The sequence below is a fragment of the Mesorhizobium sp. M0077 genome, assembly GCF_040322955.1.
In the GTDB taxonomy this organism is placed as follows: Bacteria; Pseudomonadota; Alphaproteobacteria; order Rhizobiales; family Rhizobiaceae; genus Mesorhizobium.
Genome location: NZ_JAMYUL010000004.1, coordinates 283,438 through 306,663 on the forward strand (window position 1 = coordinate 283,438; position 23,226 = coordinate 306,663).

At 63.5% G+C, this 23,226-nt stretch carries 24 protein-coding genes and 1 pseudogene; 11 read left to right on the top strand and 14 right to left on the bottom strand.

Annotation, left to right across the window (positions count from 1 at the left end; all coding sequences use genetic code 11):
* Nucleotides 1-67 precede the first annotated feature (67 nt).
* Both NKJ57_RS11165 and NKJ57_RS11170 read left to right on the top strand, forming a co-directional pair.
* On the top strand, nucleotides 68-1,249 hold the full coding sequence (locus NKJ57_RS11165; protein WP_352510665.1) for an HlyD family secretion protein: 1,182 nt from the start codon (nucleotides 68-70) through the stop codon (nucleotides 1,247-1,249).
* Nucleotides 1,250-1,270: 21 nt separating this feature from the next.
* Nucleotides 1,271-2,866: a DHA2 family efflux MFS transporter permease subunit gene (locus NKJ57_RS11170; RefSeq protein ID WP_023744900.1), complete on the top strand. Its 1,596-nt coding sequence runs from the start codon at nucleotides 1,271-1,273 to the stop codon at nucleotides 2,864-2,866.
* Nucleotides 2,867-2,983: 117 nt separating this feature from the next.
* On the opposite strand, the gene NKJ57_RS11175 is transcribed toward NKJ57_RS11170, so the two are convergent.
* The 5 genes from NKJ57_RS11175 to NKJ57_RS11195 all read right to left on the bottom strand — a co-directional run bounded on the left by NKJ57_RS11175 (nucleotide 2,984) and on the right by NKJ57_RS11195 (nucleotide 7,430).
* Nucleotides 2,984-4,531: an FAD-dependent monooxygenase gene (locus tag NKJ57_RS11175; protein WP_352510666.1), complete on the bottom strand. Its 1,548-nt coding sequence runs from the start codon at nucleotides 4,529-4,531 to the stop codon at nucleotides 2,984-2,986.
* A 152-nt stretch (nucleotides 4,532-4,683) separates the two neighbouring features.
* A complete protein-coding gene (gene msrB / locus NKJ57_RS11180) occupies nucleotides 4,684-5,178 on the bottom strand; it encodes a peptide-methionine (R)-S-oxide reductase MsrB (RefSeq protein ID WP_023739777.1) in 495 nt (164 codons plus the stop codon).
* 212 nt (nucleotides 5,179-5,390) lie between these two features.
* Nucleotides 5,391-5,948 (bottom strand): fasciclin domain-containing protein, encoded by a 558-nt coding sequence (locus NKJ57_RS11185; RefSeq protein WP_023693011.1) that lies wholly within the window; start codon nucleotides 5,946-5,948, stop codon nucleotides 5,391-5,393.
* A 223-nt stretch (nucleotides 5,949-6,171) separates the two neighbouring features.
* A complete protein-coding gene (locus tag NKJ57_RS11190; RefSeq protein WP_023741308.1) occupies nucleotides 6,172-6,894 on the bottom strand; it encodes an anti-sigma factor in 723 nt (240 codons plus the stop codon).
* Nucleotides 6,891-7,430 (bottom strand): sigma-70 family RNA polymerase sigma factor, encoded by a 540-nt coding sequence (locus tag NKJ57_RS11195; protein ID WP_023693009.1) that lies wholly within the window; start codon nucleotides 7,428-7,430, stop codon nucleotides 6,891-6,893. The genes NKJ57_RS11190 and NKJ57_RS11195 overlap by 4 nt, the downstream gene beginning before the upstream one ends.
* Nucleotides 7,431-7,732: 302 nt before the next feature.
* Between NKJ57_RS11195 and NKJ57_RS11200 the strand changes: the two genes are divergently transcribed.
* Together NKJ57_RS11200 and argB are read left to right on the top strand one after the other, a co-directional pair.
* Complete coding sequence (locus NKJ57_RS11200; RefSeq protein WP_023693008.1) at nucleotides 7,733-8,074, top strand: amidase family protein; 342 nt, start codon at nucleotides 7,733-7,735, stop codon at nucleotides 8,072-8,074.
* 77 nt (nucleotides 8,075-8,151) lie between these two features.
* A complete protein-coding gene (argB, locus tag NKJ57_RS11205; RefSeq protein ID WP_352510667.1) occupies nucleotides 8,152-9,045 on the top strand; it encodes an acetylglutamate kinase in 894 nt (297 codons plus the stop codon).
* Between the two features lie 42 nt (nucleotides 9,046-9,087).
* Here argB and NKJ57_RS11210 read toward each other — a convergent pair whose 3' ends face one another.
* The 3 genes from NKJ57_RS11210 to NKJ57_RS11220 all read right to left on the bottom strand — a co-directional run bounded on the left by NKJ57_RS11210 (nucleotide 9,088) and on the right by NKJ57_RS11220 (nucleotide 11,734).
* Nucleotides 9,088-9,486 carry a RidA family protein gene (locus tag NKJ57_RS11210; RefSeq protein ID WP_023710405.1) on the bottom strand — a complete coding sequence of 133 codons (399 nt, stop codon included), beginning with the start codon at nucleotides 9,484-9,486 and terminating at the stop codon, nucleotides 9,088-9,090.
* Nucleotides 9,487-9,598: 112 nt separating this feature from the next.
* Nucleotides 9,599-11,146, bottom strand: a complete 1,548-nt coding sequence (gene bchE / locus NKJ57_RS11215) for a magnesium-protoporphyrin IX monomethyl ester anaerobic oxidative cyclase (RefSeq protein WP_352510668.1) — start codon at nucleotides 11,144-11,146, stop codon at nucleotides 9,599-9,601.
* A 111-nt stretch (nucleotides 11,147-11,257) separates the two neighbouring features.
* Nucleotides 11,258-11,734: an Lrp/AsnC family transcriptional regulator gene (locus NKJ57_RS11220; protein WP_352510669.1), complete on the bottom strand. Its 477-nt coding sequence runs from the start codon at nucleotides 11,732-11,734 to the stop codon at nucleotides 11,258-11,260.
* A 139-nt stretch (nucleotides 11,735-11,873) separates the two neighbouring features.
* On the opposite strand from NKJ57_RS11220, the gene phhA reads away from it, so the two are divergent.
* Entirely contained in the window at nucleotides 11,874-12,710 is an 837-nt protein-coding gene (gene phhA / locus NKJ57_RS11225; protein WP_352510670.1) for a phenylalanine 4-monooxygenase, read from the top strand.
* 196 nt (nucleotides 12,711-12,906) lie between these two features.
* Here phhA and NKJ57_RS11230 read toward each other — a convergent pair whose 3' ends face one another.
* The 3 genes from NKJ57_RS11230 to NKJ57_RS11240 form a co-directional block, all read right to left on the bottom strand.
* Nucleotides 12,907-14,346: a GMC oxidoreductase gene (locus NKJ57_RS11230; protein WP_352510671.1), complete on the bottom strand. Its 1,440-nt coding sequence runs from the start codon at nucleotides 14,344-14,346 to the stop codon at nucleotides 12,907-12,909.
* The gene (locus tag NKJ57_RS11235) at nucleotides 14,343-14,513 is read right to left on the bottom strand and encodes a hypothetical protein (RefSeq protein WP_023673226.1); all 171 of its coding nucleotides are present in this window, start codon (nucleotides 14,511-14,513) and stop codon (nucleotides 14,343-14,345) included. Before NKJ57_RS11235 ends, NKJ57_RS11230 begins: the two co-directional genes overlap by 4 nt.
* A 177-nt stretch (nucleotides 14,514-14,690) precedes the next feature.
* Nucleotides 14,691-15,452 carry a GGDEF domain-containing protein gene (locus NKJ57_RS11240; protein WP_023681345.1) on the bottom strand — a complete coding sequence of 254 codons (762 nt, stop codon included), beginning with the start codon at nucleotides 15,450-15,452 and terminating at the stop codon, nucleotides 14,691-14,693.
* A 175-nt stretch (nucleotides 15,453-15,627) separates the two neighbouring features.
* Here NKJ57_RS11240 and NKJ57_RS11245 point away from each other — a divergent pair, with 175 nt between their 5' ends.
* Entirely contained in the window at nucleotides 15,628-16,347 is a 720-nt protein-coding gene (locus NKJ57_RS11245; protein ID WP_023687469.1) for a pyrimidine 5'-nucleotidase, read from the top strand.
* Between the two features lie 79 nt (nucleotides 16,348-16,426).
* Here the strand turns inward: NKJ57_RS11245 and NKJ57_RS11250 are convergent, their stop codons facing one another.
* Complete coding sequence (locus NKJ57_RS11250; protein WP_023681343.1) at nucleotides 16,427-17,272, bottom strand: LOG family protein; 846 nt, start codon at nucleotides 17,270-17,272, stop codon at nucleotides 16,427-16,429.
* 148 nt (nucleotides 17,273-17,420) lie between these two features.
* Between NKJ57_RS11250 and dapD the strand changes: the two genes are divergently transcribed.
* From dapD to NKJ57_RS11265, 3 genes are read left to right on the top strand one after another with little or no spacing between them, the layout of a single operon-like run.
* Entirely contained in the window at nucleotides 17,421-18,275 is an 855-nt protein-coding gene (gene dapD, locus NKJ57_RS11255) for a 2,3,4,5-tetrahydropyridine-2,6-dicarboxylate N-succinyltransferase (RefSeq protein WP_023696035.1), read from the top strand.
* Complete coding sequence (locus NKJ57_RS11260; RefSeq protein WP_352510672.1) at nucleotides 18,272-18,676, top strand: DUF805 domain-containing protein; 405 nt, start codon at nucleotides 18,272-18,274, stop codon at nucleotides 18,674-18,676. Before dapD ends, NKJ57_RS11260 begins: the two co-directional genes overlap by 4 nt.
* 21 nt (nucleotides 18,677-18,697) lie before the next feature.
* Nucleotides 18,698-19,468 carry a hypothetical protein gene (locus NKJ57_RS11265; RefSeq protein WP_352510673.1) on the top strand — a complete coding sequence of 257 codons (771 nt, stop codon included), beginning with the start codon at nucleotides 18,698-18,700 and terminating at the stop codon, nucleotides 19,466-19,468.
* Between the two features lie 66 nt (nucleotides 19,469-19,534).
* On the opposite strand, the pseudogene NKJ57_RS11270 reads toward NKJ57_RS11265, so the two are convergent.
* Nucleotides 19,535-20,549, bottom strand: a pseudogene (locus NKJ57_RS11270) (2-dehydropantoate 2-reductase).
* Nucleotides 20,550-20,664: 115 nt separating this feature from the next.
* On the opposite strand from NKJ57_RS11270, the gene dapE reads away from it, so the two are divergent.
* Together dapE and NKJ57_RS11280 are read left to right on the top strand one after the other, a co-directional pair.
* A complete protein-coding gene (dapE, locus tag NKJ57_RS11275) occupies nucleotides 20,665-21,855 on the top strand; it encodes a succinyl-diaminopimelate desuccinylase (RefSeq protein ID WP_023673218.1) in 1,191 nt (396 codons plus the stop codon).
* 2 nt (nucleotides 21,856-21,857) lie between these two features.
* Nucleotides 21,858-22,463, top strand: a complete 606-nt coding sequence (locus tag NKJ57_RS11280) for a hypothetical protein (RefSeq protein WP_023673217.1) — start codon at nucleotides 21,858-21,860, stop codon at nucleotides 22,461-22,463.
* Here the strand turns inward: NKJ57_RS11280 and truA are convergent.
* Nucleotides 22,460-23,215, bottom strand: coding sequence for a tRNA pseudouridine(38-40) synthase TruA (truA, locus tag NKJ57_RS11285; RefSeq protein ID WP_023681338.1), 756 nt, complete (start codon nucleotides 23,213-23,215; stop codon nucleotides 22,460-22,462). The genes NKJ57_RS11280 and truA overlap by 4 nt on opposite strands.
* Nucleotides 23,216-23,226 lie beyond the last annotated feature (11 nt).

The window sequence follows — 23,226 nt, forward strand, 5'->3', positions numbered from 1 at the left end:
CGTTCGCATCGAACCGAACGGTTCAGTATAACACATTTTCCTTATGTAGCTACGGTAGCGAGATATCATGTCCTCGAACACGCCAACCACCGCCGAAGTCCGCCCCTTTCCCAACGCCAAGGTCTCGCCGGTTATCGAAGCGCCGGAAGCGCCCATCAAGCCTGCCGCCGAAGTTTTGGCCGAGGTGCCGGCCAAGAAGAAGCGGTCGGCTCGCTCGTTCATGCTGCCGATCATCGGCCTCGCTCTGCTCAGCGCCGGCGCCTGGTATGGCTATGATTACTGGACCGACGGCCGGTTCCTGATCTCGACCGACGATGCCTATGTCCAGGCCGACATGTCGTTCGTCTCGCCGAAGATTTCCGGCTATGTCGATCAAGTCAAGGTCTCGGAGAACCAGCAGGTCAAGGCCGGCGATCCGCTGCTGACGATCGACGACGGCGACTACAGAATAGCCGTTGCCCAGGCGGAGGCGCAGATCGCCACGCTGGCCAAGACGCTCGACCGTATCGACGCGCAGACCAAGGCGGCGCAAGCTTCGCTGCAACAGGCGCAGGCGCACAAGGTCGCCGACCAGGCGGCAGCCGACAACGCCGCTCGCGCCCAGCAGCGCGCCGCGCAACTGGTCAAGACGCATGTCGGCACGCAGGCGCAACTGGACGATGCCCAGACCGCTCTCGACCAGGCCAATGCGGCCCTTGTCGGCGCCGACGCGCAGATTGCAGCCGCACAGGCCAATATCGGCGTGTTCGAAGCGCAGCGCGCCGAATCGGCCAGCACGCTGGCTTCGCTGCGGCTGAACCGCGACAAGGCCGCGCGCGATCTGTCCTTCACCGTGCTCAAGGCGCCTTATGACGGCGTCGTCGGCAACCGCTCGGTCGAGCAGGGCGACCTCGTCAGCCCCGGCCAGAAGCTCGCCGTCGTGGTGCCGCTGGACAAGCTCTACATCGTTGCCAACTTCAAGGAGACGCAGCTGGCCAAGCTGGTGCCCGGCGAGAAGGTTCGGGTCTCGGTCGACGCCACGGACGGCCATGATTTCGAAGGCACGGTGTCGTCGCTGGCGCCGGCTTCGGGTGCCGTGTTCTCGCTCCTGCCGCCGGAAAATGCCACCGGCAACTTCACCAAGGTGGTGCAGCGCATCCCGGTTCGCATCGACGTCCCGGCCGATGTGCTGAAGGCAGGCAGGCTGCGCGCCGGCCTGAGCGTCGTTGTCGCCGTCGACAGCCGCACGGCTCCGGCCGCGGCGAACTGAGCGAAAGCCGGGAGCAACGCCATGGCAACCGCAACCATAACAGCAGGAGCGGCGCCGGCCATGCCAGCGGTGCCGACGACCATCTCGACGCGCCGCCTCATCGCCTTCCTGGCGATGGTGTTCGGCATGTTCATGGCGATCCTCGACATCCAGATCGTCTCAGCCTCGCTGGCCGAGATCCAGGCCGGCCTCAGCGCCAGTTCCGACGAAATCCCATGGGTGCAGACCGCCTATCTGATCGCCGAAGTGGTGATGATCCCGCTGTCGGGCTTCCTCAGCCGGATGCTGTCGACGCGCGTGCTGTTTGCAGGCGCCGCGGCCGGCTTCACGGCGGCCAGCGCGCTGGCCGCGACCGCCACCAACATCGACCAGATGATCGTCTACCGAGCCATCCAGGGCTTTATCGGCGGCGGCATGATCCCGAGCGTTTTCGCCGCCGCCTTCACCATCTTCCCGCCGTCGCGCCGCGCCATGGTGTCGCCGATGATCGGCCTGGTGGCGACGCTGGCGCCGACCATCGGCCCGACCGTCGGCGGCTATATCAGCCATGCCATGTCGTGGCACTGGCTGTTCCTCATCAATGTCATTCCAGGCATTCTGGTGACGGTCACGACCTGGACCCTGATCGATTTCGACAAGCCCAATCTCGGCCTGTTCAGCAAGTTCGACTGGTGGGGCCTTGCCGGCATGGCGGCGTTTCTCGGCTGCATGGAATATGTGCTCGAGGAAGGTCCGAACCATGACTGGCTGCAGGAACAGGCCGTGTTCATCTGCGCCATCATCATGGTTGTCGGTGCGGCGCTGTTCTTCTGGCGTGCCTTCACCGCCGAGGAGCCGATCGTCGATCTCAGGGCCTTCACCAACGTCAATTTCGCCTTCGGTTCGCTGTTCTCCTTCGTCATCGGCATCGGCCTGTACGGTCTGACCTATCTCTACCCGGTGTTCCTCGGGCGCATCCGCGGCTACGATTCCATGATGATCGGCGAAGCCTTGTTCGTCAGCGGCCTGGCGATGTTCGTCACTGCGCCGATTTCCGGCATCCTGTCGAGCAAGATGGATTTGCGCATCATGATGATGATCGGGCTGTTCGGCTTCGCTGCCGGCACATGGTGGATGACGCATCTGACCGCCGACTGGGATTTCTGGGAATTGCTGATCCCGCAGATCCTGCGCGGCAGCTCGATGATGCTGTGCATGGTGCCGATCAACAACATTGCGCTCGGCACCTTGCCGCCGGACCGGCTGAAGAACGCGTCGGGCCTGTTCAACCTGACCCGCAACCTCGGCGGTGCGGTCGGCCTTGCCGTCATCAACACCGTGCTGATCGATCGCAGCGCCTTCCACTACGCCAGGCTGGCCGAGCATGTGGAATGGGGCAGTGCGGCGGCGCAGACCAAGCTGCAGAACATGACGCTCGACTTCCAGCAGACTCCCGGCCTCGACGCCACCAAGGCGGCGATCTCCAAACTGTCGGGCATGGTCCAGCAGCAGGCGTCGCTGCTGTCGTTCATGGATGTGTTCACCATGCTGACCGTGCTGTTCGCGACCATGGCGGTCTTCACCCTGGTCATCGCCAAGCCGGCGCCGCCCGCGGGCAGCGGCGGCGGAGGCCATTGAGCGCGCCGGACCCCCCGCCTGGCGCGCTCATGTGTGACCCCGGAAAGCACCCCCGATTTCCGGGGTCACGCTTAAGCATCGATCGTTGTCAAGCTCCTTGGTCGAACACCCGGCGCGCTATGCTGCGGCAGGCGGCCCAAACCATTTGGTCAGCGAGTCGGTTAGCCCGGCTGCTTCAGGGCCGCCGACCCAGGCCACATAACCGTCAGGCCGGACCAGCACTGCGCGTGGGGCTTCGACTGCCCCCAGCACCGGAAGCTCCCATGCGCCATCGTAGCTGGCGTCGACCAGCTGAATCCGCTCCACCCACTGGCCGATACCAAAAGCGCCGGGCTCACCAAGATTAAGCAGCAGCGGCCGAGCGTCATGCAGCAGGGCGAAAACCGGCAGCGGACCGGCAGCGGTGACGAGGTCGAGATCCGGCATGCGACGCCCCAGCAGCGGATGCCCCTCGCCAAGATCGTAGTGGATGTCCAGGCCGGACAACATGCCGGCAAAACGCTTGCGCGGCTCTTCCATGCCGAGAAGTTCCGACACTGTATCGCGCAGCGCCTTGGTGCGCTCGTCTTCGCGACGGAGCACGACCGACGCCATGGTGTTTTTCATCACACGCGCGGCAATCGGGTGGCGCTCTGCCTGGTAGCTGTCGAGCAGGCTTTCGGGCGCAGTTTTCCTGACCACCTGGGCGAGCTTCCAGCCCAGATTGACCGCGTCCTGCACGCCGGTCTGCAGCCCCTGTCCACCGTCCGGTGGATGCACGTGCGCGGCGTCGCCTGCCAGCAGCACCCGCCCCTTGCGGTATGAGGCTGCCTGCCGGGTCATGTCGGTGAAGCGGGCCAGCGATGTTGGATTGTGGACGCCGTAATCGGTGCCGTAGACGGCAATGAGCGCCTCGCTGAGCTCATGCAATGTGGGCACGCCGCCGGCCCCGACCTCGCGTTCGGTCACCAGCACCCGCACCGTACCGTCTTCCAGTCTGCTGAGGCCGTGAATTCCGATGGCATCGCGGTGGATACCCCATTGCGGCTCTTCTGTTACCTCGATCTCGGCGATCAAATTGCTGGTTGTCGGCTCGGAACCGGGGAACTCTATGCCCCCCGCCTTGCGCACGAGACTTCTGCCGCCGTCGCAGCCGACAAGATAATCGGCACGAAGCGACCTGCCATCGCTCAGCGCGACATCGACGCCGCCGCCATCCTGCACTAAGCCAGTCACCTCGCGGCCACGGTAGACCGTGACGCCAAGCTCCTCGGCCCAGTCAGCAAGGATGCGCTCTATGTGCTTTTGCCACAGCGCCAGCCCGTAATTGTGGCGGGTGGGAAAGTCGCTGATGTCAAGCGAAACGCCGGCGAAACCCGCGACCTGGGCGGTCTGGCCTTGCGACAGGAACCGATCGACAATGCCGCGCTGGTCGAAAATCTCGATGGTGCGCGAATGCAGGCCGCCCGAGCGCGCGCCCGCGAGATCCTGGTTCTCGCGCCGCTCGACGATGGCGACATCGATGCCGGCCAGGGAAAGCTCGCCGGCCAGCATCAACCCGGTCGGGCCGCCGCCGGCGATCACCACGGAATGGGATATTCGCGGCCGGTCCGCATCAACACCGTCGGTCGATTTGGCGGTCGATTTGGGCTCGCCGTCGCGAGCCCGTGCTTCAGTTCGTTGCATAGGTTCTGGCCCTCTCGTTAAGGGCTGCGGAATCTACGCATAAAAAGCCGTCTGCCAATTCTTGAAGTTGACTGTTTTCGCCCCATTTCAAGAGATAAGAGGCGGTCGTCACGCCGGCTCCAAATCCCCACCCCGCTAAAGACGCCGAACGGTCAGGCAGTGGCCGGCTTGAAGCTGAGCGCAACGCCGTTGATGCAGTGGCGCAGGCCGGTCGGCGCCGGGCCATCGTCGAAGACATGGCCGAGATGGCCGCCACAGCGGCGGCAGTGGACCTCTGTACGGGTCATGCCGAGCGAACGGTCCTCGGTCTTGCCGACGGCGTTGGCGATCTCCTGCCAGAAGCTCGGCCATCCGGTGCCGGAATCGAACTTGGTCTCTGAGGAATAGACCGGCAGGTCGCAGCCGGCGCAGGCGAAAATGCCCTTGCGGTGCTCGTTGAGCAGCGGGCTGGTGCCGGGATATTCGGTGCCTTCCTTGCGCAGCACGTTGAAGGCTTCGTCGGACAGGATGGCGTGCCACTCGGCGTCGGTCTTGGTGACCTCGAAGGTTTCGGCAGCCTTAGCGGGCCCGCCCATGCGCAACGTTGCCGCCGCGCCGGCCACGGCAGCGATGGCGGCGCCGCTCAAAAGCAAATCTCGACGGTTCATGACAGAAATCCTCCTGCGGGTTGTTTTTGCCAGATCTGGCCGCCACTGGAAAATCAAAAGCCGGTGACGGTTGTCCTGCAAACGAACGCTCCACACCGGCTCCGCGCTTGTTGCGGACGGGATGGAGCGCTCGGTCGTTTGCTCGGCCCACGGGGGCGGGGCCGCGCAATCTGCAGGAGCTTACCGCCTGTTCGTCGGCGGCAGGGGCTTTGTTACATCTTCGGCAGCAGGACCTTGTCGATGACGTGGATGACGCCGTTCGACTGCTCGACATCGGCGATCGTGACATTGGCGACATTGCCGTTCTCGTCGGTTACGGTGACCTTGCCGCCGTCAGCCTTGAGCGACAGCTCGCAGCCGCCAACCGTCTTGACCTTATGGGTGCCGCCATCGGCCTTGGCCATCGAGGCGACATCGGCGCCCATCGCCTTGGCGCCGATGACATGGCAGGTCAGGATCTTGGTGAGCTTGTCCTTGTTCTCGGGCTTGAGCAGCGACTCGACCGTGCCAGCCGGAAGCGCGGCGAAGGCCTCATTGGTCGGTGCGAAGACGGTGAAGGGGCCAGCGCCCTGCAGCGTCTCGACCAGGCCGGCAGCCTTGACGGCGGCGACCAGTGTCGTGTGATCCTTCGAATTGACGGCGTTCTCAACGATGTTCTTGTTGGCGTACATGGCGGCGCCGCCAACCATCGGATTCTCGGCATAGGCGATTGTGGCGAGGGCGGAGACGGCAATGGTACCGGCGAGCAAAAGGGTGGCGATTCTACGCATAGTGTTCGAACTCCTCGGGGTTATTGTTTCCTCTTTCGGGAACATGAGGAGATACGGAATAGAACTGCCTGAGTTTCCGCGCGCCGGGAAAAATTTATCCTTATCTTGTCGGCGAACTATCTCCGGAGATCGAATCTCTAATCTCCAGCAGCGTATCCAAAACGAAAACAGCGGAAGATGTACTTCCGCTGCCTTCATTATCACGTCATGGTTTTACGATCTATCAGATGCCCTTCAGGTCGCCCGCGGCAACGACCGGTCCGGTCGGCTGTCCGGTCGGCGAACCGCCCGTCGGCTCGACGCTGACGGCGAGCACGGCGCCTTGCGCCAGCTTCTGCTGCACTGCCGGGGTAACCGGAATGTGCGTGACCTGGCCGGCGGGAATGACGCCCATCGAGACCGGCGCATTCTTGCCTTCGATCATCCACAGTTCGAAGTCCTTGCCGGCGGCGCGTTCGCCCGAAACCAGTGACAGGCCGACATCGCGGCGGGAAGCGTCGTAGACGACAAGGTATTTGACATCGCTGCCTTCGGCAGCCAGCGAGGCGACGAGGCGCTCCTGCGGCACGACGACCGGCGACCTGACGTAAGGCACGGCGACATAGAGCACCAGGGCCGCGAGAGCCGCTGCGGTGAGGCCGCGCCAGAAGCTAAGGCTGGACCACAGGCTGCCGCTCGGGGCCGTCGTCGACGCCGCGGTGGAGGAGAACAGCCGGCGATCGATAGCCGGCTTGATGGTGGCCGGCGGCTCTACCTCAGCATAAGCGGCAGCCATCGGCGAGAGGTTCACTTCCCAGGAATCGACGAGACTGGCAAAGCCGGTCTCCGCGTCGATGCGTCCGGAGGCTATCTGGCGCTCATCCGCCGGCAGCACGCCGAGAACGTATTCGGCTGCGAGCAGGTCGTCGCCTCCACGTTCCGGTCCATTTTCTTCTGCCAGGGTCATCTTTCCAGACATTCTCTAAGTTTCAACAGGCTGCGGCGCAGCCATGTCCGCATCGTGTTGAGCGGAACCTTGTGACGTACCGCGAGCTCGGCGTAACTTTCGCCGTTCAAATAAGCACCCCGAACGGCTTGCGCCCGGTCTTGTTCCAACTCTTCAAGGCACTGATAGATGCGCTCGGATTCACCACCCGCAACAACCATAGCCTCTGGCCCCGGACCGGGGTCAGCCACGTCGAGCGCGGCATCGATATCGGCAGCGGGCTTGCGTCGCGACCGGATGCGATCAATCGCATGATTGCGTGCTATGGCCACCAGCCAGGAGATTGGGCTTAGATCGGAAACAGCGAAACGGTCCGCCTTCGTCCATACTTTGACGAAGACCTCTTGCAGCGCTTCTTCCGCATCTCCGCGATCCTTCAATACACGAAGGCACACGCCGAAAAGTTTCGCACTGGTTTGCCGGTAAAGCAGATCGAACGCAGTCCGATCCTTCATCGAGGTCCGGACAATCAGGGTGGAGATATCCTGCGGCGTCATACGGACAAGCTAAGCGATCACGATTTATTTGCAAAGGCAGAAATCTTGTTGTCCACGCAAACGATGTCCGCGCCCGATCGCCAGTAATCGCCGGTCGGTGCCAAGGAAATCGGCTGTCGTTAGCCTCCCGCAGAAAGGGGAACAGCAATGTCGGCCGAACAGATGCTGTGGGAGAACGATGCAACCGGCTTGGCGGAGCTGGTGCATAGAGGCGAGATCTCGCCGCCGGACCTTGTCGATGCTGCGATCGCGCGCGCCGAGGCAACCCGATCATTGCGCATCCGCCGCTTGCCTGAGGCGCCATGGACCCGAAGGGGGCCGACGAGCTCATCGAAAACCTGCTCGACAAATTGCATTTGACCCGTCTCTTGGAGATCAGATCCCTGTTTGGGCAATTGATGGACAAGAGCCTGTGGTTCACCCACCGGCCGGCGATCCAGAATGTCAGCGGCCAGCCGTCGATCGCGCTGCCGGTCCATGTCACCGATGCCGGCCTGCCGCTCGGCATCCAGGCCGTCGGCCGCCCCGGCGACGAGCAGGACGCTTTTGTCGCTCGCCGCGCAGACGGAGAAGATTTCCGGGTGACTGACGCGGCGGGCGCCGCTCAAGGTGCCGGCCTGATCCGGCAGATTTCATCATCGTGATAGCAAAGCTGTTTGCGGCCTGCGCCAATTCCCGCTAAGACGCCGCCGTCCTTACCCACATCCAGGGAACCATGCCGATGACGGAGATCACCGCCACCGCCGAAATGCAGGCCGCCCTGCTCTCGCGGGCCCTGCCCTATATGCAGCGCTACGAGCACAAGACGGTGGTGGTAAAATATGGCGGTCATGCCATGGGCGATATCGAGCTCGGCAAGGCTTTCGCCCGTGACATCGCGCTGCTGAAGCAGTCCGGCGTCAACCCGATCGTCGTCCATGGCGGCGGGCCGCAGATCGGCGCCATGCTGGCCAAGATGGGAATCGAATCCAAGTTCGAAGGCGGGCTGCGCGTCACGGACCAGAAGACGGTCGAGATCGTCGAGATGGTGCTGGCCGGTTCGATCAACAAGGAGATCGTCGCGCTGATCAACGCCGAGGGCGAATGGGCGATCGGCCTGTGCGGCAAGGACGGCAACATGGTGTTCGCCGAAAAGGCGCGCAGGACCATGATCGACCCGGACTCCAACATCGAGCGTGTGCTCGATCTCGGTTTCGTCGGCGAGCCGGTCGAGGTCGACCGCACCCTGCTCGACCTGCTGGCACGCTCGGAAATGATCCCGGTGCTGGCGCCGGTGGCGCCGGGCCGCGACGGCCACACGTACAACATCAATGCCGACACCTTTGCCGGCGCCATCGCCGGCGCCTGCCAGGCGACGCGCCTTTTGTTCCTGACCGACGTGCCCGGCGTGCTCGACAAGAACAAGAAGCTGATCGACGAACTGACAGTGGCCGAAGCCAGGGCGCTGATCAAGGACGGCACGGTGTCGGGCGGCATGATCCCCAAGGTCGAGACCTGCATCGAGGCGATCGAGCGCGGCGTCGAAGGCGTCGTCATCCTCAACGGCAAGACGCCGCATGCGGTGCTTTTGGAACTGTTCACCGAACACGGCGCCGGCACGCTGATCGTGCCCTGAGGTGCAACTGGCTTGGCGGCCAGTCGATCGGCTGGCCAGCCGTTAGGCCGGCTGGGGCAGGCGCGCGATGACCTTTATCTCGAAGTCGAAGCCGGCTAACCAGTTGACGCCGACCGCCGTCCAATTGGTGTAGGGCGGTTCACCGAACACCTTCAGCCGAACGGCATCGATCACGGGCCATTGCGCTGCCGGATCCGTGTGGAAGGTGGTCACGTCGACTATATCGTCGAACGTGGCGCCCGCTGCTTTCAGCACTGCCGCGAGATTGTCGAAGGCAAGCTGGACCTGCTTTTCGAAGACAGGTTCGGGCGACCCGTCCTCGCGGCTGCCGACCTGGCCCGAGACGAACAAAAGGTCGCCCGATCGTATTGCAGCAGAATAGCGATTGATCTCATAGAGAGCCTGCCGGCCGGCAGGAAAGATCGCGTCACGTTTGGTCATTTTCACTCCATTGTCCGGGTCACTCCCCTACGCCCCGTATGCTTGAAGTGGGTACATACGCTGCGTATGTCAACACGCATACGGTACGTATCTATAAATGGCAGCGAGCCTGTCAGGGGCCGGCCGAGATCGCGACAGTCGCTTCGGCCGGCTTGCGCGACGGGCGCATGACGACCATGGATTCCTCATCGGCATCCTGCGGAGCGCCCCAGAACTCAGCCAGCGTCGGACCATCCTTGAGGCGGCGGTCGCGGGCCAGAAAACCCCAGACCTCGCGGAACCAGACGCGGCGGCCCATTTGCGTGTACCAGCGCATCGAATGGCGCTGTTCGGGATCGGGGTGGAAGAGAATGCGCGTCAGCGCCTTCGGCCGCGACTGCACCGCGACCTCGATCAGCTTGATCGAGAAGAACAGCATCCACGGTTTCAGCCGGGTCATCTGCAGCACCTGGTGCTTGTAGTCCCACAGCCGGGCATCCGTCTGAATCACCTTGCGGTCCTTGGCGATGCGGAAGAACGGCGTCCAGCGGTGCGGCGTGACATAGAGCGCCTGGATCTGGTCGGGGTCATAGGCAAGCAGCTGGCGAAAGCCGCGCCACAGATCGCGAAAGGTCTCATCCTCGAACCCGGCCACCCAGGTCGCCATGGACAGTATGCCATGCTGGCGGAGCAGCCGGATTGCCTCGCGGTCGGATGAGGTGCTGCCGCCCTTGCGGATCAATTGAAGCGTCTGTTCGTCGGTGTTTTCCATGCCGAGCAGCCAGCGGATGACGCCGGCCTTGCGATAGAGGTGCAGGATGTCGGCATCGCGCACGATGTCGTCGGCCCGGGTCGAGCCGACGATCAGCACCGGCACGTTCTCGGCGATCAGCGCATCGAGAAAGGCGCGCCAAACCTTCTTCGACACGGTCGGGTTTTCGTCGGCGAGGTTGATCAGTTCGACGCCGTGCTGGCGGTGCAGCCAGGCAATCTCCTGCGCAAATTTCTTGGGGTCGCGATGCCGCCAGCGGGTCCAGAAACCGCGTTGGCCACAATAGTTGCACAGATGCGGGCAGCCCCGCGATAACTGCATGACCACGGCGCGCTTGCCGCCCCAATAGCTGTAGCGGCGGTGATCGATCAGCTCCCAGCCGACGCGGTACTCGTCCAGATCGGCAATGGTCCCGGCCGGCCGCGTCGCGAAGGGGCGGCCGAGATCGTCGCGATAGGCGATGCCCGCGACATCGGCCAGTGGCCGGCGATTGTCCAGTGCCACGACCAGGGCAAGGATGGTTGCCTCGCCCTCGCCGCGCACGATGAAGTCGAAGACATCGCTCGCCGCCAATATGTCGCGCCAGTGATAGGTCGGGAACACGCCGCCATAGATCACCAGCGTCGCCGGCTCGAGCGCCTTGACCATGCGGGCGATCGCGAGCGCGGTGGGATGCGCCGAGGTCGAGCCGGAGTGGCCGATCAGGATGCAATCGGGCTGGCCGCTGAGCGCATCGCGCACCAGCGTTTCCAACGGCATCGGCCCGAATTCGGCATCGACCAGCCGGACTTTATGGCCGGCGTCGATAAGCGGGCCGCCCAGTGCCAGCAGGCCGAGCGGTGGCAGATGGTCATCGGGCACGCGGCTGCCGATGGCGGTGTGCGGCGGATTGATCAGCACGATGTTCATGACGGACCTTTGAGCGACGGTCCGCATGGCGTAGCCGGCGTTTCAGTTTCGCATTTGGGCTCCGTTCAGCAGTTTGCGTGCAGCTTTTCCGCAGAAATGGCGGTGCGTGTCCTACCGCCTGAGGTGGGCGAGCGGCACGTGGCCCGGGCCCTTGATGTTCTGCAGCACCAGCTGGGTGTGAACGTCGCGCACGCCGGCAAGGCGCATCAGGCGGTGCATGACGAAGGCGTTGAGTTCGTCGACCGAGGGCACCATCACATGCAGCAGGAAATCGTGGTCGCCGGTCATCGTCCAGCACGACGAGACTTCGTCCATGTGCTGCACGGCTGCGATGAAGGTTTCGGGCGAACCGTCGCTGTGGCTGGTGAGCCGCACCTGGATGAACACCTCGACCATCAGGCCGACGCCGCGGCGGTTGAGCACGGCGGCAAAGCCCTTGATGATGCCGGCCTCCTGCAGCGCCTCGAAGCGGCGGGCGCAAGGCGTCGTCGACAGGCCGATCTCCTGCGCCAGTTCGGACACGGGCTTGCGTCCATCGCGCTGAAGAACATCCAGCATCTTGATCTCGAAATCGTCGAACTGAGGCATTTTCACTCTCTTTCAGCTTCTGCTTGGTGATTTTTACCTCAAATCATGGACCCAAGCCATCATCAAAGCTGAATTGCCTCGCCGGCCGCCGCTAGACTCTGCGGACAGATTCAAGTGTCACGATCAGGGGAGAAGAACCATGACGACGATGAGCGTTGCCGAATATGCCCGTGATTGCGCGGCGCAAGGCCTGCGTGGCGACTATTCAGTGTGCCGTTCCGACTTCACCGTGGCGCAGGGCTACAACTACAGCGCCGACGAACAGGCGGTGTGGCGCACGTTGTGCGACCGGCAGACCAAGCTGACGCAGAAGCTGGCGCACCATTCCTATCTCGATGGCGTCGCCGCACTCGGCCTGCTCGACAAGATCCCGGATTTCGGCGCGGTCTCAGACAAGCTGCGCAAGCTGACCGGCTGGGAAATCGTCGCCGTGCCTGGCCTCATCCCGGCCGCGCCCTTCTTCGACCATCTCGCCAACCGGCGCTTTCCGGTGACCAACTGGCTGCGCACCAAGGACGAGCTCGACTACATCGTCGAACCCGACATGTTCCACGACTTCTTCGGCCATGTGCCCATCCTGACGCAGCCGGTGTTTGCCGACTTCATGCAGATGTATGGCGAGAAGGCCGAGAGCGTGATTGCGCTGGGCGGTGACGAGATGATCACCCGGCTCTACTGGTACACCGCCGAATACGGGCTGATACAGGAGGAGGGCCAGAAGCTGAAAGCTTTCGGCGCCGGGCTGATGTCGTCGTTCACCGAATTGCAGTTCGCCGTCGCGAGCCCGGACGCGCACCACGTGCCCTTCGACCTCGAAACGGTGATGCGCACCTGCTACGAGATCGACAAGTTCCAGCGCGCCTATTTCGTGCTGCCGTCTTTCGACGTGTTGCGCGATGCGTTCCGGACCGCCGATTTCAAGGCGATCGTCGCCCGCCGCAAGGGGCAGCCGGCACTGGATCCAGCGACGGTTTAGCAAATCCTGAAGGGTTTGCGCGGCACCTACCCCCACCTTTAATCCCTCCCCACAAGGGGAGGGAGATCTCGTTGGCGCTGATTTCCGAGGGTTTCGACACCAAGGCATGGGTAGCGCCGGTAGCAATCCTGTCGCGCCGTTCGCTTTTTTGACAATCAGACGGTGATGACTTCGTCACACCGGGGGGATGACTTCGTCACACCGTGATTACTTTGGTCAGATGGTCGCCTAGCCGGCAGGCAAGTGCGGTGATCGTCGTCGTCGGGTTGCATTCGCCCGAGGTGCAGAATACCGAGGAACCGCCGACATAGAGATTGTCCATGCCGTGCACCTTGCAGTTGGCGTCGACCACGCTCTTGGTGACATCGGTTCCCATGCGCGTGCCGCCCATATGATGGTGGCCGGCCAGTTCCTCATCCGTCGGGTAGTCCTCGCCATTGGTCAGCCAGTCCATGATGCGGACGCGGCCGAGGTCCTTCTCGATCAGCGTCGTTCCGAACAGCTTGAGCCCCTCGAGGATGGTGCGGCGCTCCAACGGCGACTTCGTCCAGTGCAGCTCGATGCGCGGCACGCCGGCACGGTCGACATCGGTCTTCGACAATTCGATATGGTTCGAGGCCAGCGGCGCCTGTTCCCAGGCGACGTAGAGCTGGGCCGCACAGCGCAGGTTCTGGCTGAGCTGGTAGGCGACCCATTCGGCGGCCTCGGGCGCGGTGCAGGCGAGGTCGGCAATCAGGCTCTTGACGCCGGCATAGGGCGTCTCGATCAGGCGTATGCCGAAGTTCATGATCTGCAGCCGCTCCATGGCGGCGAGCGTCGGCGAGAAGAACGCCTCGTTGACGGCATCGACCTCGAACTCGCTGTAATCGGCCAGGATGGCATTGCCGCCCTCGAAGGTCGGGTGCTCCATCCAGTAGCGGCCAAGTGCCATGGCGTTCGGCACCACGCCGCTATTCGAGCGCTGGTTCGACCATAGAAGCAGCCGCGAATTCTCCAGCCCGCCGGTGCAGACGATGAAATAATCGGCGCTGAAGGCGCCGGCATCCTTGCCGTTCGACCACAGCCTGGTGCCGGTCACTCGTTTGCCGTCCCCGGCAAGTTCGGTGGCATAGGTGTTGAGCACGAGCGCTATGTTCTTGCTCTTGTCGAGCTCGTCGGAGAATTTCTCGCCAAAGCGCACGGCCGGGCTCTTGATCAGCTGCACCCAGCGTATGTCGTCTGAAATCGGCACATCGGGCTTGAAGTCGGGAAGCTCGAGTATGTCGTGCACCTCGGACAGATAGGGCTCGATGTCGGTCCGGGCGATTGGCCAGCCGGTGTCCGGCGCCCATGCCTTGGGCTCAAAGTCTTGCTTGTCGAGCACGCGGCACCAGCCGGCCCAGTGGTTCGACGACCCGCCCATGAAGCGCAGCCGGGTGATGTCGAGATCGAAATATTGATCGCCGACCGTGGAGCCGCGGTAGAAATCCTGCGACTCGTCGCTGAATTCGCGTGCGCCGGCCTCCAGCACCACGACCGGAATGCCGGCGGCGCCGAGCTTTCTGGCAATGGTGGTGCCGGCCGGCCCGGAGCCGAGAATGCAGACCTTGGGCTTGAAATCCGAGGCTCGAAACGCCTCATAGCTGTCGAAGATCATGCCAGGTCGCTCCGCTTCAGGATCCAGCCATTGACCACGACGATCTCGTCGGGATCGGCCGGGGGGCGGTCGCTGTCAGGCAGCTTGCGAAAAAGCTGTAGCGCCGGCATCGCAATCAGCGCCTGCACGATGGTGCGGCGCGACATTTTCCTGATGAAGAAACTCATGACACGTCTCTGGATGGGGGCTTCGATCCACGCATGGCGTTCCCTGAACGGCACAGGTACCGGCCAGACATGCCATTCCCGTGCCAAGCCTTGCCTGTAAACGAGTTACAACCCGGTAAACGGCGCAGTTGCGTGGAAACAATGTTGGCGAACCGTTAACAGCCCCACCACCAACACCTAGGCAGCTTCGGAAATGTCCCGGTCGAGGATCGACAAATTGCGGCCGCGGTGCTTGGCCTCGTAGAGCCGGCGGTCGGCGGCGCGCATCAGGTCCGAGACATCGGCATCTTGCGCACAGGTGATGCCGCCGATCGAGACGGTCAGCGGCACCGTGCGCTCGTCGACCGGACGAAAGCGGACCAGCTCGACTTCACGGCGGATGCGCTCGGCCACGCGCCGGGCTTCGGCTTCCGTAGCGCCGACCAGGAAGGCGCCGAACTCCTCACCGCCAATGCGGCCGAGCACGTCGCCGCTGCGGACGCCGCGCTCGATGGCGCTGGCGATCAACACCAGTGCGTCATCGCCGGTCAGATGGCCGAAACTGTCGTTGATCGCCTTGAAATGGTCGGCGTCGATGATCAGCAGCGCGCCGCGATCGGATTTGCGCCGCGAGCCGTCCAACGCGGCAAAGAAGCTCTCGCGGTTGAGCATGCCGGTCATGTCGTCGCGGCTCGCCTTCGCCGACAGGCGCCGATGCGCGGCGGCGAGCTGGGCATGCGCGCGGGCGAGATCGCGATGCGCGTTTTTCAGTCGGTCGCTCTGCCAGAAGGTGCTGGCGCAGGCGATCCAGGCGAGCGCCAGCGGGCACACCGTCGATGTCAGCCAGACGGTGCGGTCGACCGGAAAACCCATGGCCGGAACGATGATCAGCGTCAGCAAAAGCGAGATGGCTACCGAGCCGAATGCGACGGCGGCGGACTTTAAGACTATGCGACTCATCGCTGGCTCCCACTGAACCGTCTCTGTGCCAGCAAGCCCTGAAGGCCACCTTTCCGTGATGCCTAAAATTTGAATGGTGAGCCCATTTTTACAACTCTAGATGCACATAGGTTGTGGATAAGCTCTACATCAGAAAGGGGTTCGAACGGCAGATATTTCATGCCATAAGGACGCCATGACCACGCTGCCCGATCCCGCCCGCTTCGCCCATGTCACCGACTGGGTGTTCGACCTCGACAACACGCTTTATCCGCACCATTCGAATCTGTTTTCGCAGATCGACGTCAAGATGACGGCCTATGTCGGAGAACTGCTCACGCTGCCGCGCGAGGAAGCGCGCAAGCTGCAGAAGGAACTCTATCTCGAATATGGCACGACGCTGAACGGGCTGATGACGCGCCACGGCATCGACCCCGACGATTTTCTCGAAAAGGTGCACGACATCGACTATTCGTGGCTGGTGCCGGATCCGGTGCTGGGCACCGCCATCCGCCAGCTGCCCGGCCGCAAGTTCATCTTCACCAATGGCGACCGCAGGCACGCCGAGCGCACCGCGCGCCAGCTCGGCATACTCGACCATTTCGACGACATTTTCGATATCGTCGCCGCCGGGCTGACGCCGAAGCCGTCGCGGCAGACCTATGAGAAGTTTGCCGAACTGCACGCCGTCACCGGACACAATGCGGTGATGTTCGAGGATCTCGCCCGCAACCTCGAGGTGCCGAAATCACTGGGCATGACCACGGTGCTGGTGGTGCCGCGCAATTTCGAGCCGACCTTTGCCGAGATCTGGGAACGCGATCCGGCCAATGAGGACGACGTCGATTTCGTCACCGACGATCTCGCGACGTTTCTGACGGGGATAGTGGAGGGGGTAGAGGAATTGAGGAGCTGAAGAATTGAAGAACTGGTGAAAGGAGACCGATCCGGACCTCCTTTTCCTCAATTCTTCAGTTCTTCAATTCCCGGTTCCCCTACTCCCCCAACTTGTAGAAGCGGCTGATGATCCCCCAGGCCTCGTCGGCGGTGTCGACAAAGTCGATGATATCCTGGTCGCCGGGCGTGATGGTGCCTTGTTCGGCCAGGAAATCGAGGTCGATCGCGCGCTGCCAGAACGCCTTGCCGAACAGGATCACCGGCACGCGCTCCATGCGGCCGGTCTGGATCAGCGTCAGCGTCTCGAAGAATTCGTCCATGGTACCGAAGCCGCCCGGAAACACCGCGACGGCCTTGGCGCGCATGACGAAATGCATCTTGCGGATGGCGAAATAGTGGAAGTTGAAGCACAGCTCCGGGGTCACATAGGCGTTCGGCGCCTGCTCGTGTGGCAGGACGATGTTGAGGCCGATCGACGGCGCGCCGACATCGTCGGCGCCGCGATTTCCCGCCTCCATCACGCCTGGGCCGCCACCGGTGACGACGACGAATTCGCGGTAGTAGGACGTGGCCGATTGCTGTGAGCAGAGGCGGGCGAATTTGCGCGCCTCCTCGTAGTATTTGCTGTTTTCCTCGAGGTTTTTCTTCTGCGTCTCGTTCTTGGCGGCCCAGGCCTCGCCGCCGGGCTCGGGAATACGCGCGCCGCCGAACAGGATGACCGTCGAGCGGATGCCGCGCTCGGCGAGGATCATTTCGGGCTTCAAGAGCTCAAGCTGCAAGCGCACAGCGCGCAATTCCCGGCGCGTCATGAAGTCGGGATCGTTCCAGGCCAGCCGGTAGGTTTCGGCGCGCGTCTGCGGCGTGTCGGGAACGCTTTTCGAGCGCTCCAGATCCTCGTCCGAATGCGGCAGCGGCGTCCATCCCGCCTTTTCCATAGGAGTCATATGCTTTCTACCCGTCCCAACAGTTCACTTGCGCCGTCCCATGGCGCACGCGCGATTGACCCCCAATACGCCTTAACATAGGGTCCGCGCGACTTTCAAAACAAGGTTAAGGCCGACGGCCTTAACAGCGTGGTAACGGAGCGAATTCATGTCGAAGCCTGATCTGGCCAGCCTCGAAAAGACGATCGAGAAGGCCTTCGAGGAGCGCGACACGATTTCGACCGCGACCCGGGGCGAAACGCGCGACGCCATCCAGTCCTCACTCGACCTGCTCGACCGTGGCACCGTGCGCGTTGCCGAGCGCCAGCCCGATGGCAAATGGCATGTCAACCAATGGCTGAAGAAGGCGGTGCTGCTCTCGTTCCGGCTCTATCCGATGGAGATCATCAAGGGCGGCCCCGGCCAGGCGGTCTGGTGGGACAAGGTGGCGTCGAAGTTCGACGGCTGGAGCGCGGTCGATTTCGAGAAGGCAGGCTTCCGCGCCGTGCCGTCTTCGATCGTGCGCCGCTCGGCTTATGTCGCGCCGGGCGCGGTGCTGATGCCGTCCTTCGTCAATGTCGGCGCCTATGTCGATAGCGGCACCATGGTCGACACCTGGGCCTCGGTCGGCTCCTGCGCCCAGATCGGCAAGAATGTGCACCTCTCGGGCGGCGTAGGCATCGGCGGGGTGCTGGAGCCGATGCAGGCCGGCCCGACCATCATCGAGGACAATTGCTTCATCGGCGCGCGCTCCGAAGTGGTCGAGGGCTGCATCGTGCGCGAAGGCTCGGTGCTCGGAATGGGTGTGTTCATCGGCCAGTCGACCAAGATCGTCGACCGCGCCACCGGCGAAGTGTTTTATGGCGAGGTGCCGCCGAATTCGGTCGTCGTCGCCGGCTCGATGCCGGGCAAGGCCTTTCCGAACAACGAGCCGGGCCCTGGCCTCTACTGCGCCGTCATCGTCAAGCGCGTCGATGCCAAGACCCGGTCGAAAACCTCGATCAACGAACTGCTGCGTGATTGATCCTGTCCGAGCAACCAGAGCGCTCCAGATTGCCCAACACACCACCACTTCCCTGGCTCTTCTTCAGCCTCTCAGGGCGCGTCAGCCCAAGTGCCTACGTGCTCGCCGGGCTGCTGCTGGTGCTTGCACAGTTTTTCCCGCTCTACCAGTTGTCGAGACTGGAACCCGGCACCGCAACCAGCCAGAACTGGGCACTTGTGTTCTGGGTCGTTTTGCTGATCTCGACATGGTCGAGCTTTGCGGTAACCGCAAAGCGGTTTCATGATTTCGGCAAGCCGACTTATTACGCGTTGATCTCTCTTATCATCGGCCCCATTCTTCTCCTCGTTCTAGCGTGTTTCCGCGGTGACCCCGGTCCGAACCGCTACGGCAAACGCAGCAACGCGCCGGCTGAACCATGAGCGCCGACCGGATATCTCGCCATGCGCTACCGCACGCTTGATCCGAAACTGATCATCGACACCGCCGAGCGGCTGGAAGAGCGCGTCGCCGAGCGTTTTCCCGATGCCGGCCTGCGCGGCGTCGCCGCCGAACTGGTGTCGCTGTCGCGCGACCTGGCCAGGGCGGCGCAGGCGCTCGAAGCGCCGATCTGGTGGCTCCGCGGCGCCATCGTCGCCGCTGTTGCCGCCGGCGCGCTGATCTTCCTGTTCGTCGGCACCATCCTGCCGCTCATCCATATCTCGCAGGCCGACGATGCGGTGCAGTCGGTGCAAGGCATCGAAGCCACGATCAACATGATGATCCTTGCCGTGCTTGGCCTGCTGGCGCTAATCCGCACCGAGGAGCGCATCAAGCGCAAGCGGGTGTTTCGCCAGCTGCATGGGTTGAGATCGCTGATCCATGTCATCGACATGCACCAGCTGACCAAGGATCCGGCAGCATTGTCCGCCAATTTCAGGCCGACCGCGCATTCGCCGGCGCGCATCACCAATGCCGCCGACCTGGCGCGCTACCTCGACTATTGCTCGGAGATGCTGTCGATCACCGGCAAGATCGCGGCGCTGTTTGCGCAGTCGGTCAATGACGATGTGGTCATCGACGGCGTCAACGACGTCGAGAACCTGGCGTCCAACCTGTCGCGCAAGATCTGGCAGAAGATCACGCTGATCGAGAACCACCCGGCGGCGCAGCCCCTGCCGGCGCCAGGCCCGGCGAGCAAAGCGCCGGCTCCGAGGCGCGCACCAAAGCTGTGACGCGGCGGGCCCACGCGCCTGTTTTCGGGCTATGCGGGCCAAGGCCCGAGGCTCGCGGCAAGTAGACTATCCAGTGACGGCTTCCGGCGTCAGCCCGGGTGAGCCGCGCTTTTCCCGCTCGGCCTGCCGCACCAGCGCGGTGACCCGCTTCAGCAGAGGCGCCGGCGTGCCGGCCTTTTCGGCGAGGCTCAGGACGGCCCCCTGCAGGTCACCGATCTCGGTCGGCCGACCACGCTGGAGGTCGTCCCACATCGACGAGCGCGCCTGCGGGTCGATGGGCGAGCATGCGGCGGGCGACCAGCCGGAACAGCCAGTCCGGCAGCCGGAGCAGTTTCGGCAGCAGGACGGGATGCAAGCCGCCGATCCGCGCCGGCGCGATATGTAACGCCTTCATCGCCGCCAGGGCCTCGTCAATCTGACCGGCCAGGATTCGCCGCCAGCGGCGGTCGGCAAGTTCGCTCGCCAGCGGCAGGCCGGACAATGCGACAAGCGCGTTGTTAAGGTTGATCAGCAGCTTGCCCCACTGCACGGCCTTCATATCGGCATGCGTTTCCACACCAAGCCCTTCGACATCGAGAAGGCCGGCAAGCCCGGCCATACCGTCTTCGATCCTCACCTTGCCGTCGCTGGCGCGATGCAGGTGAAGCGGCAAATTGCCTATGGCCGACTGGACGACATTGAACGGCACCATGCCGGCGAGCACAGTCCGGCCACCGAGCCCGGCGCGTAACCGGTCGGCATTGCCGACGCCGTTCTGGAGGCTGACCACCACGACTTCGCCGCGCGCATGTCCGGCAACAAGCGACGCCATCTCCTCGGTAGCGCCGTTCTTGACCGTCACCAGCACCACGTCGGCACTGGCCAGGGCAGCGGCGGGATCGGTGGTGACGGACTCCGGCCGGATGGATCGGTCGCGATTATCGAGATCGGTGATGCGCAGGCCGCCGTCCAGCAAGACCGTCGCGATGCTTGGCCGCGCCAAAAACACCACCTTGCGTCCGGCCAGCGCCAGGCAGCCGCCGACATAGCAGCCTATGCTGCCGGCGCCGGCAATGACGATGGTCTTTTCGGCGTTGGCCATGCGATTATCTCGTGTTGGCCTGCACTATACGACAGGAAAACCATAATGTCGGCGGCAGGACCGGTCATCATCTCTGGCCGTGACAGGCCTTTCGCTTTCGACTATCGCTTTGCCCATGAAACTGCCGACCGATCCCGCCGCCAACCTCGCGACCCTCATACGCTGCGCCTCCGTAACGCCCGCCGAGGGCGGCGCGCTGGCTGCCCTGGAAGGCATGCTGAAGCCGCTCGGCTTTTCCGTCGAACGCCCGGTGTTTTCCGAAGACGGCACCCCCGACATCGAGAACCTCTACGCGCGTCGCTCCGGCAATGGGCCGCATCTGATGTTTGCCGGCCATACCGACGTGGTGCCGGCGGGCGACGAGGCGTCGTGGACGCATCCGCCCTTCGCCGCCGAGATCGCCAAGGGCGAGATGTATGGCCGCGGCGCCGTCGACATGAAGGGCGGCATCGCCTGTTTCATCGCCGCCGTGGCGCGCCATGTCGAGAAAAAGGGTGGTCCGAAAGGCTCGGTCTCGCTGCTGATTACCGGCGACGAGGAGGGGCCGGCGATCAACGGGACGACAAAACTGCTCGACTGGGCGGCGGCCAGGGGCGAGAGATGGGACGCCGCGATCGTTGGCGAGCCGACCAATCCGGACACGCTCGGCGACATGATCAAGATCGGCCGGCGTGGCTCGATGTCGGGCAGTGTCACGGTCAACGGCCGCCAGGGCCATGTCGCCTATCCATTGCTCGCCGACAATCCGGTGCGCGGCCTGATCAGCCTGGTCGACGCCTTGCTGTCGCCCGTCTTCGACAAGGGCACGAAGGATTTTCAGCCGACCAATCTGGAAGTGACCTCGATCGATGTCGGCAACCCGGCGACCAATGTTATTCCGGCCAAGGCGACAGCCACCTTCAACATCCGCTTCAACGACACATGGACTGCCGAGACGGTGCAGGCCGAGATCCATAACCGCCTCGACCAGGCGGCGAAGCGCAAGAAATACCGGACCGGCAAGACGCCGGTCGACTACGAGCTGATCTGGCGCGACCGGCCGAGCCATGTCTTCCTGACGCGCGACGACAAGCTGATCGAGACGCTGCGCGGGTCGATCAAGGCGACAGTCGGCAAGGAGCCGGCGCTGTCCACCTCGGGCGGAACCTCGGATGCGCGTTTCATCAAGGACTATTGCCCGGTGGTCGAGTTCGGCCTCGTCGGCAAGACCATGCACATGGTCGACGAGCGCGTCGCACTGGCCGACCTCGAGACGCTGACCCAAATCTACCAGCGCTTCATCGATGACTGGTTCGAGCAGGGCTGATCATGCTTTCGGTTGACGAGACCTCTTCATCGCTTAACGGCGCCTGGCGGCTGATGCTCGGAAAGGCCGACGGCTTGCGGCTGCTCGACCTTTCGGCGGACGGCTTCTGGAATTCCTTCTTCGCCATCGTCGTCGCCGCGCCGGCGATGATCGTCGGCTGGGTCGGCACGGCCAACGAGATCGGCGATCCCAATGCGTTCGCCGGCCGGCTGGGCATGTTGATTCGCCTGGCGACCGTCGACCTCGGCTCGTGGCTGCTGCCCCTGGTTGTGCTTGCCCTGGTCGCATCGCGCGCCGGCATCGGCGACCGCTTCGTCCACTATGTCGTCGCCAGCAACTGGGCGTCGGCGATCACTGCCTGGATGCTGCTGCCTTCAGCGCTGATCAGGCTTTTCCTGCCGTCTGGCAACCCGGTTGCCGAATTGGTGTGGCTGGTTCTGGTGGTGCTTTCGCTGGTACTCTCCTGGCGGATGACCAACGCCGCGATCGGCAAGGGCGCGGCTGTCGGCAGCGCCGTGTTCGCAGGCATGTTGGTGGTGTCTCTGGCCGTGTTGTTCGGCCTGGTGGCGCTGCTCGGCATCACTGTGCCGACCGCCGCTCCGGCCTAGAACTTTTCCGGATAGTCTACACCGACGAGAAAAAGCCCGTCGGGCGGCGCCACCTGGCCGCAGGCGGCGCGGTCTTGTGCAGCGAGCGCGGCCTTGAGGTCGGCGGCGGTCCAGCCGCCGTCGCCGACGCGTTTCAGCGAACCGACCATGGAGCGCACCTGGTTGTGCAGGAAAGAGCGCGCCGAGGCCCTGACTTCGATCAGGTCGCCCTGGCGGCTTACATCGAGCCGCTCCAGCGTCCGCACCGGACTATTGGCCTGGCATTGCGTCGAGCGGAAGGTGGTAAAGTCATGTCGGCCGAGCAGGACTTTCGCCGCTTCGTGCATGGCGTCCGCATCGAGCCGCTTCGGCACCCACCAGACCTTGCCCTTTTCCATCGCTGCAGGCGCGCGCCGGTTGAGGATGCGGTAGAGATAGTGCCGTCCGGTGGCCGAGAAACGGGCGTCGAACTCATTGGGGACAACCGTGGCCTGCAGGATGGCGATGCGCGCGCCTGCCGCCTGCAGGTGCGCGTTGACGGCGTCGCGCACCTTGTCGTTTGGCCATGCCTTGGCGAGGTCGACATGCGCCACCTGGGCGGTCGCATGCACGCCGGCGTCGGTGCGGCCGGCGGCGCGTATCCGCACCGCCTCACCGCAAAATTTCTCGATCGCCTGCTCTATCGCCTGCTGCACCGAAGGCTGATCCGCCTGGTGTTGCCAGCCGGCGAAGAGGCTGCCGTCATATTCGATATCGAGACGAAAACGCGGCATACACCCTTCGT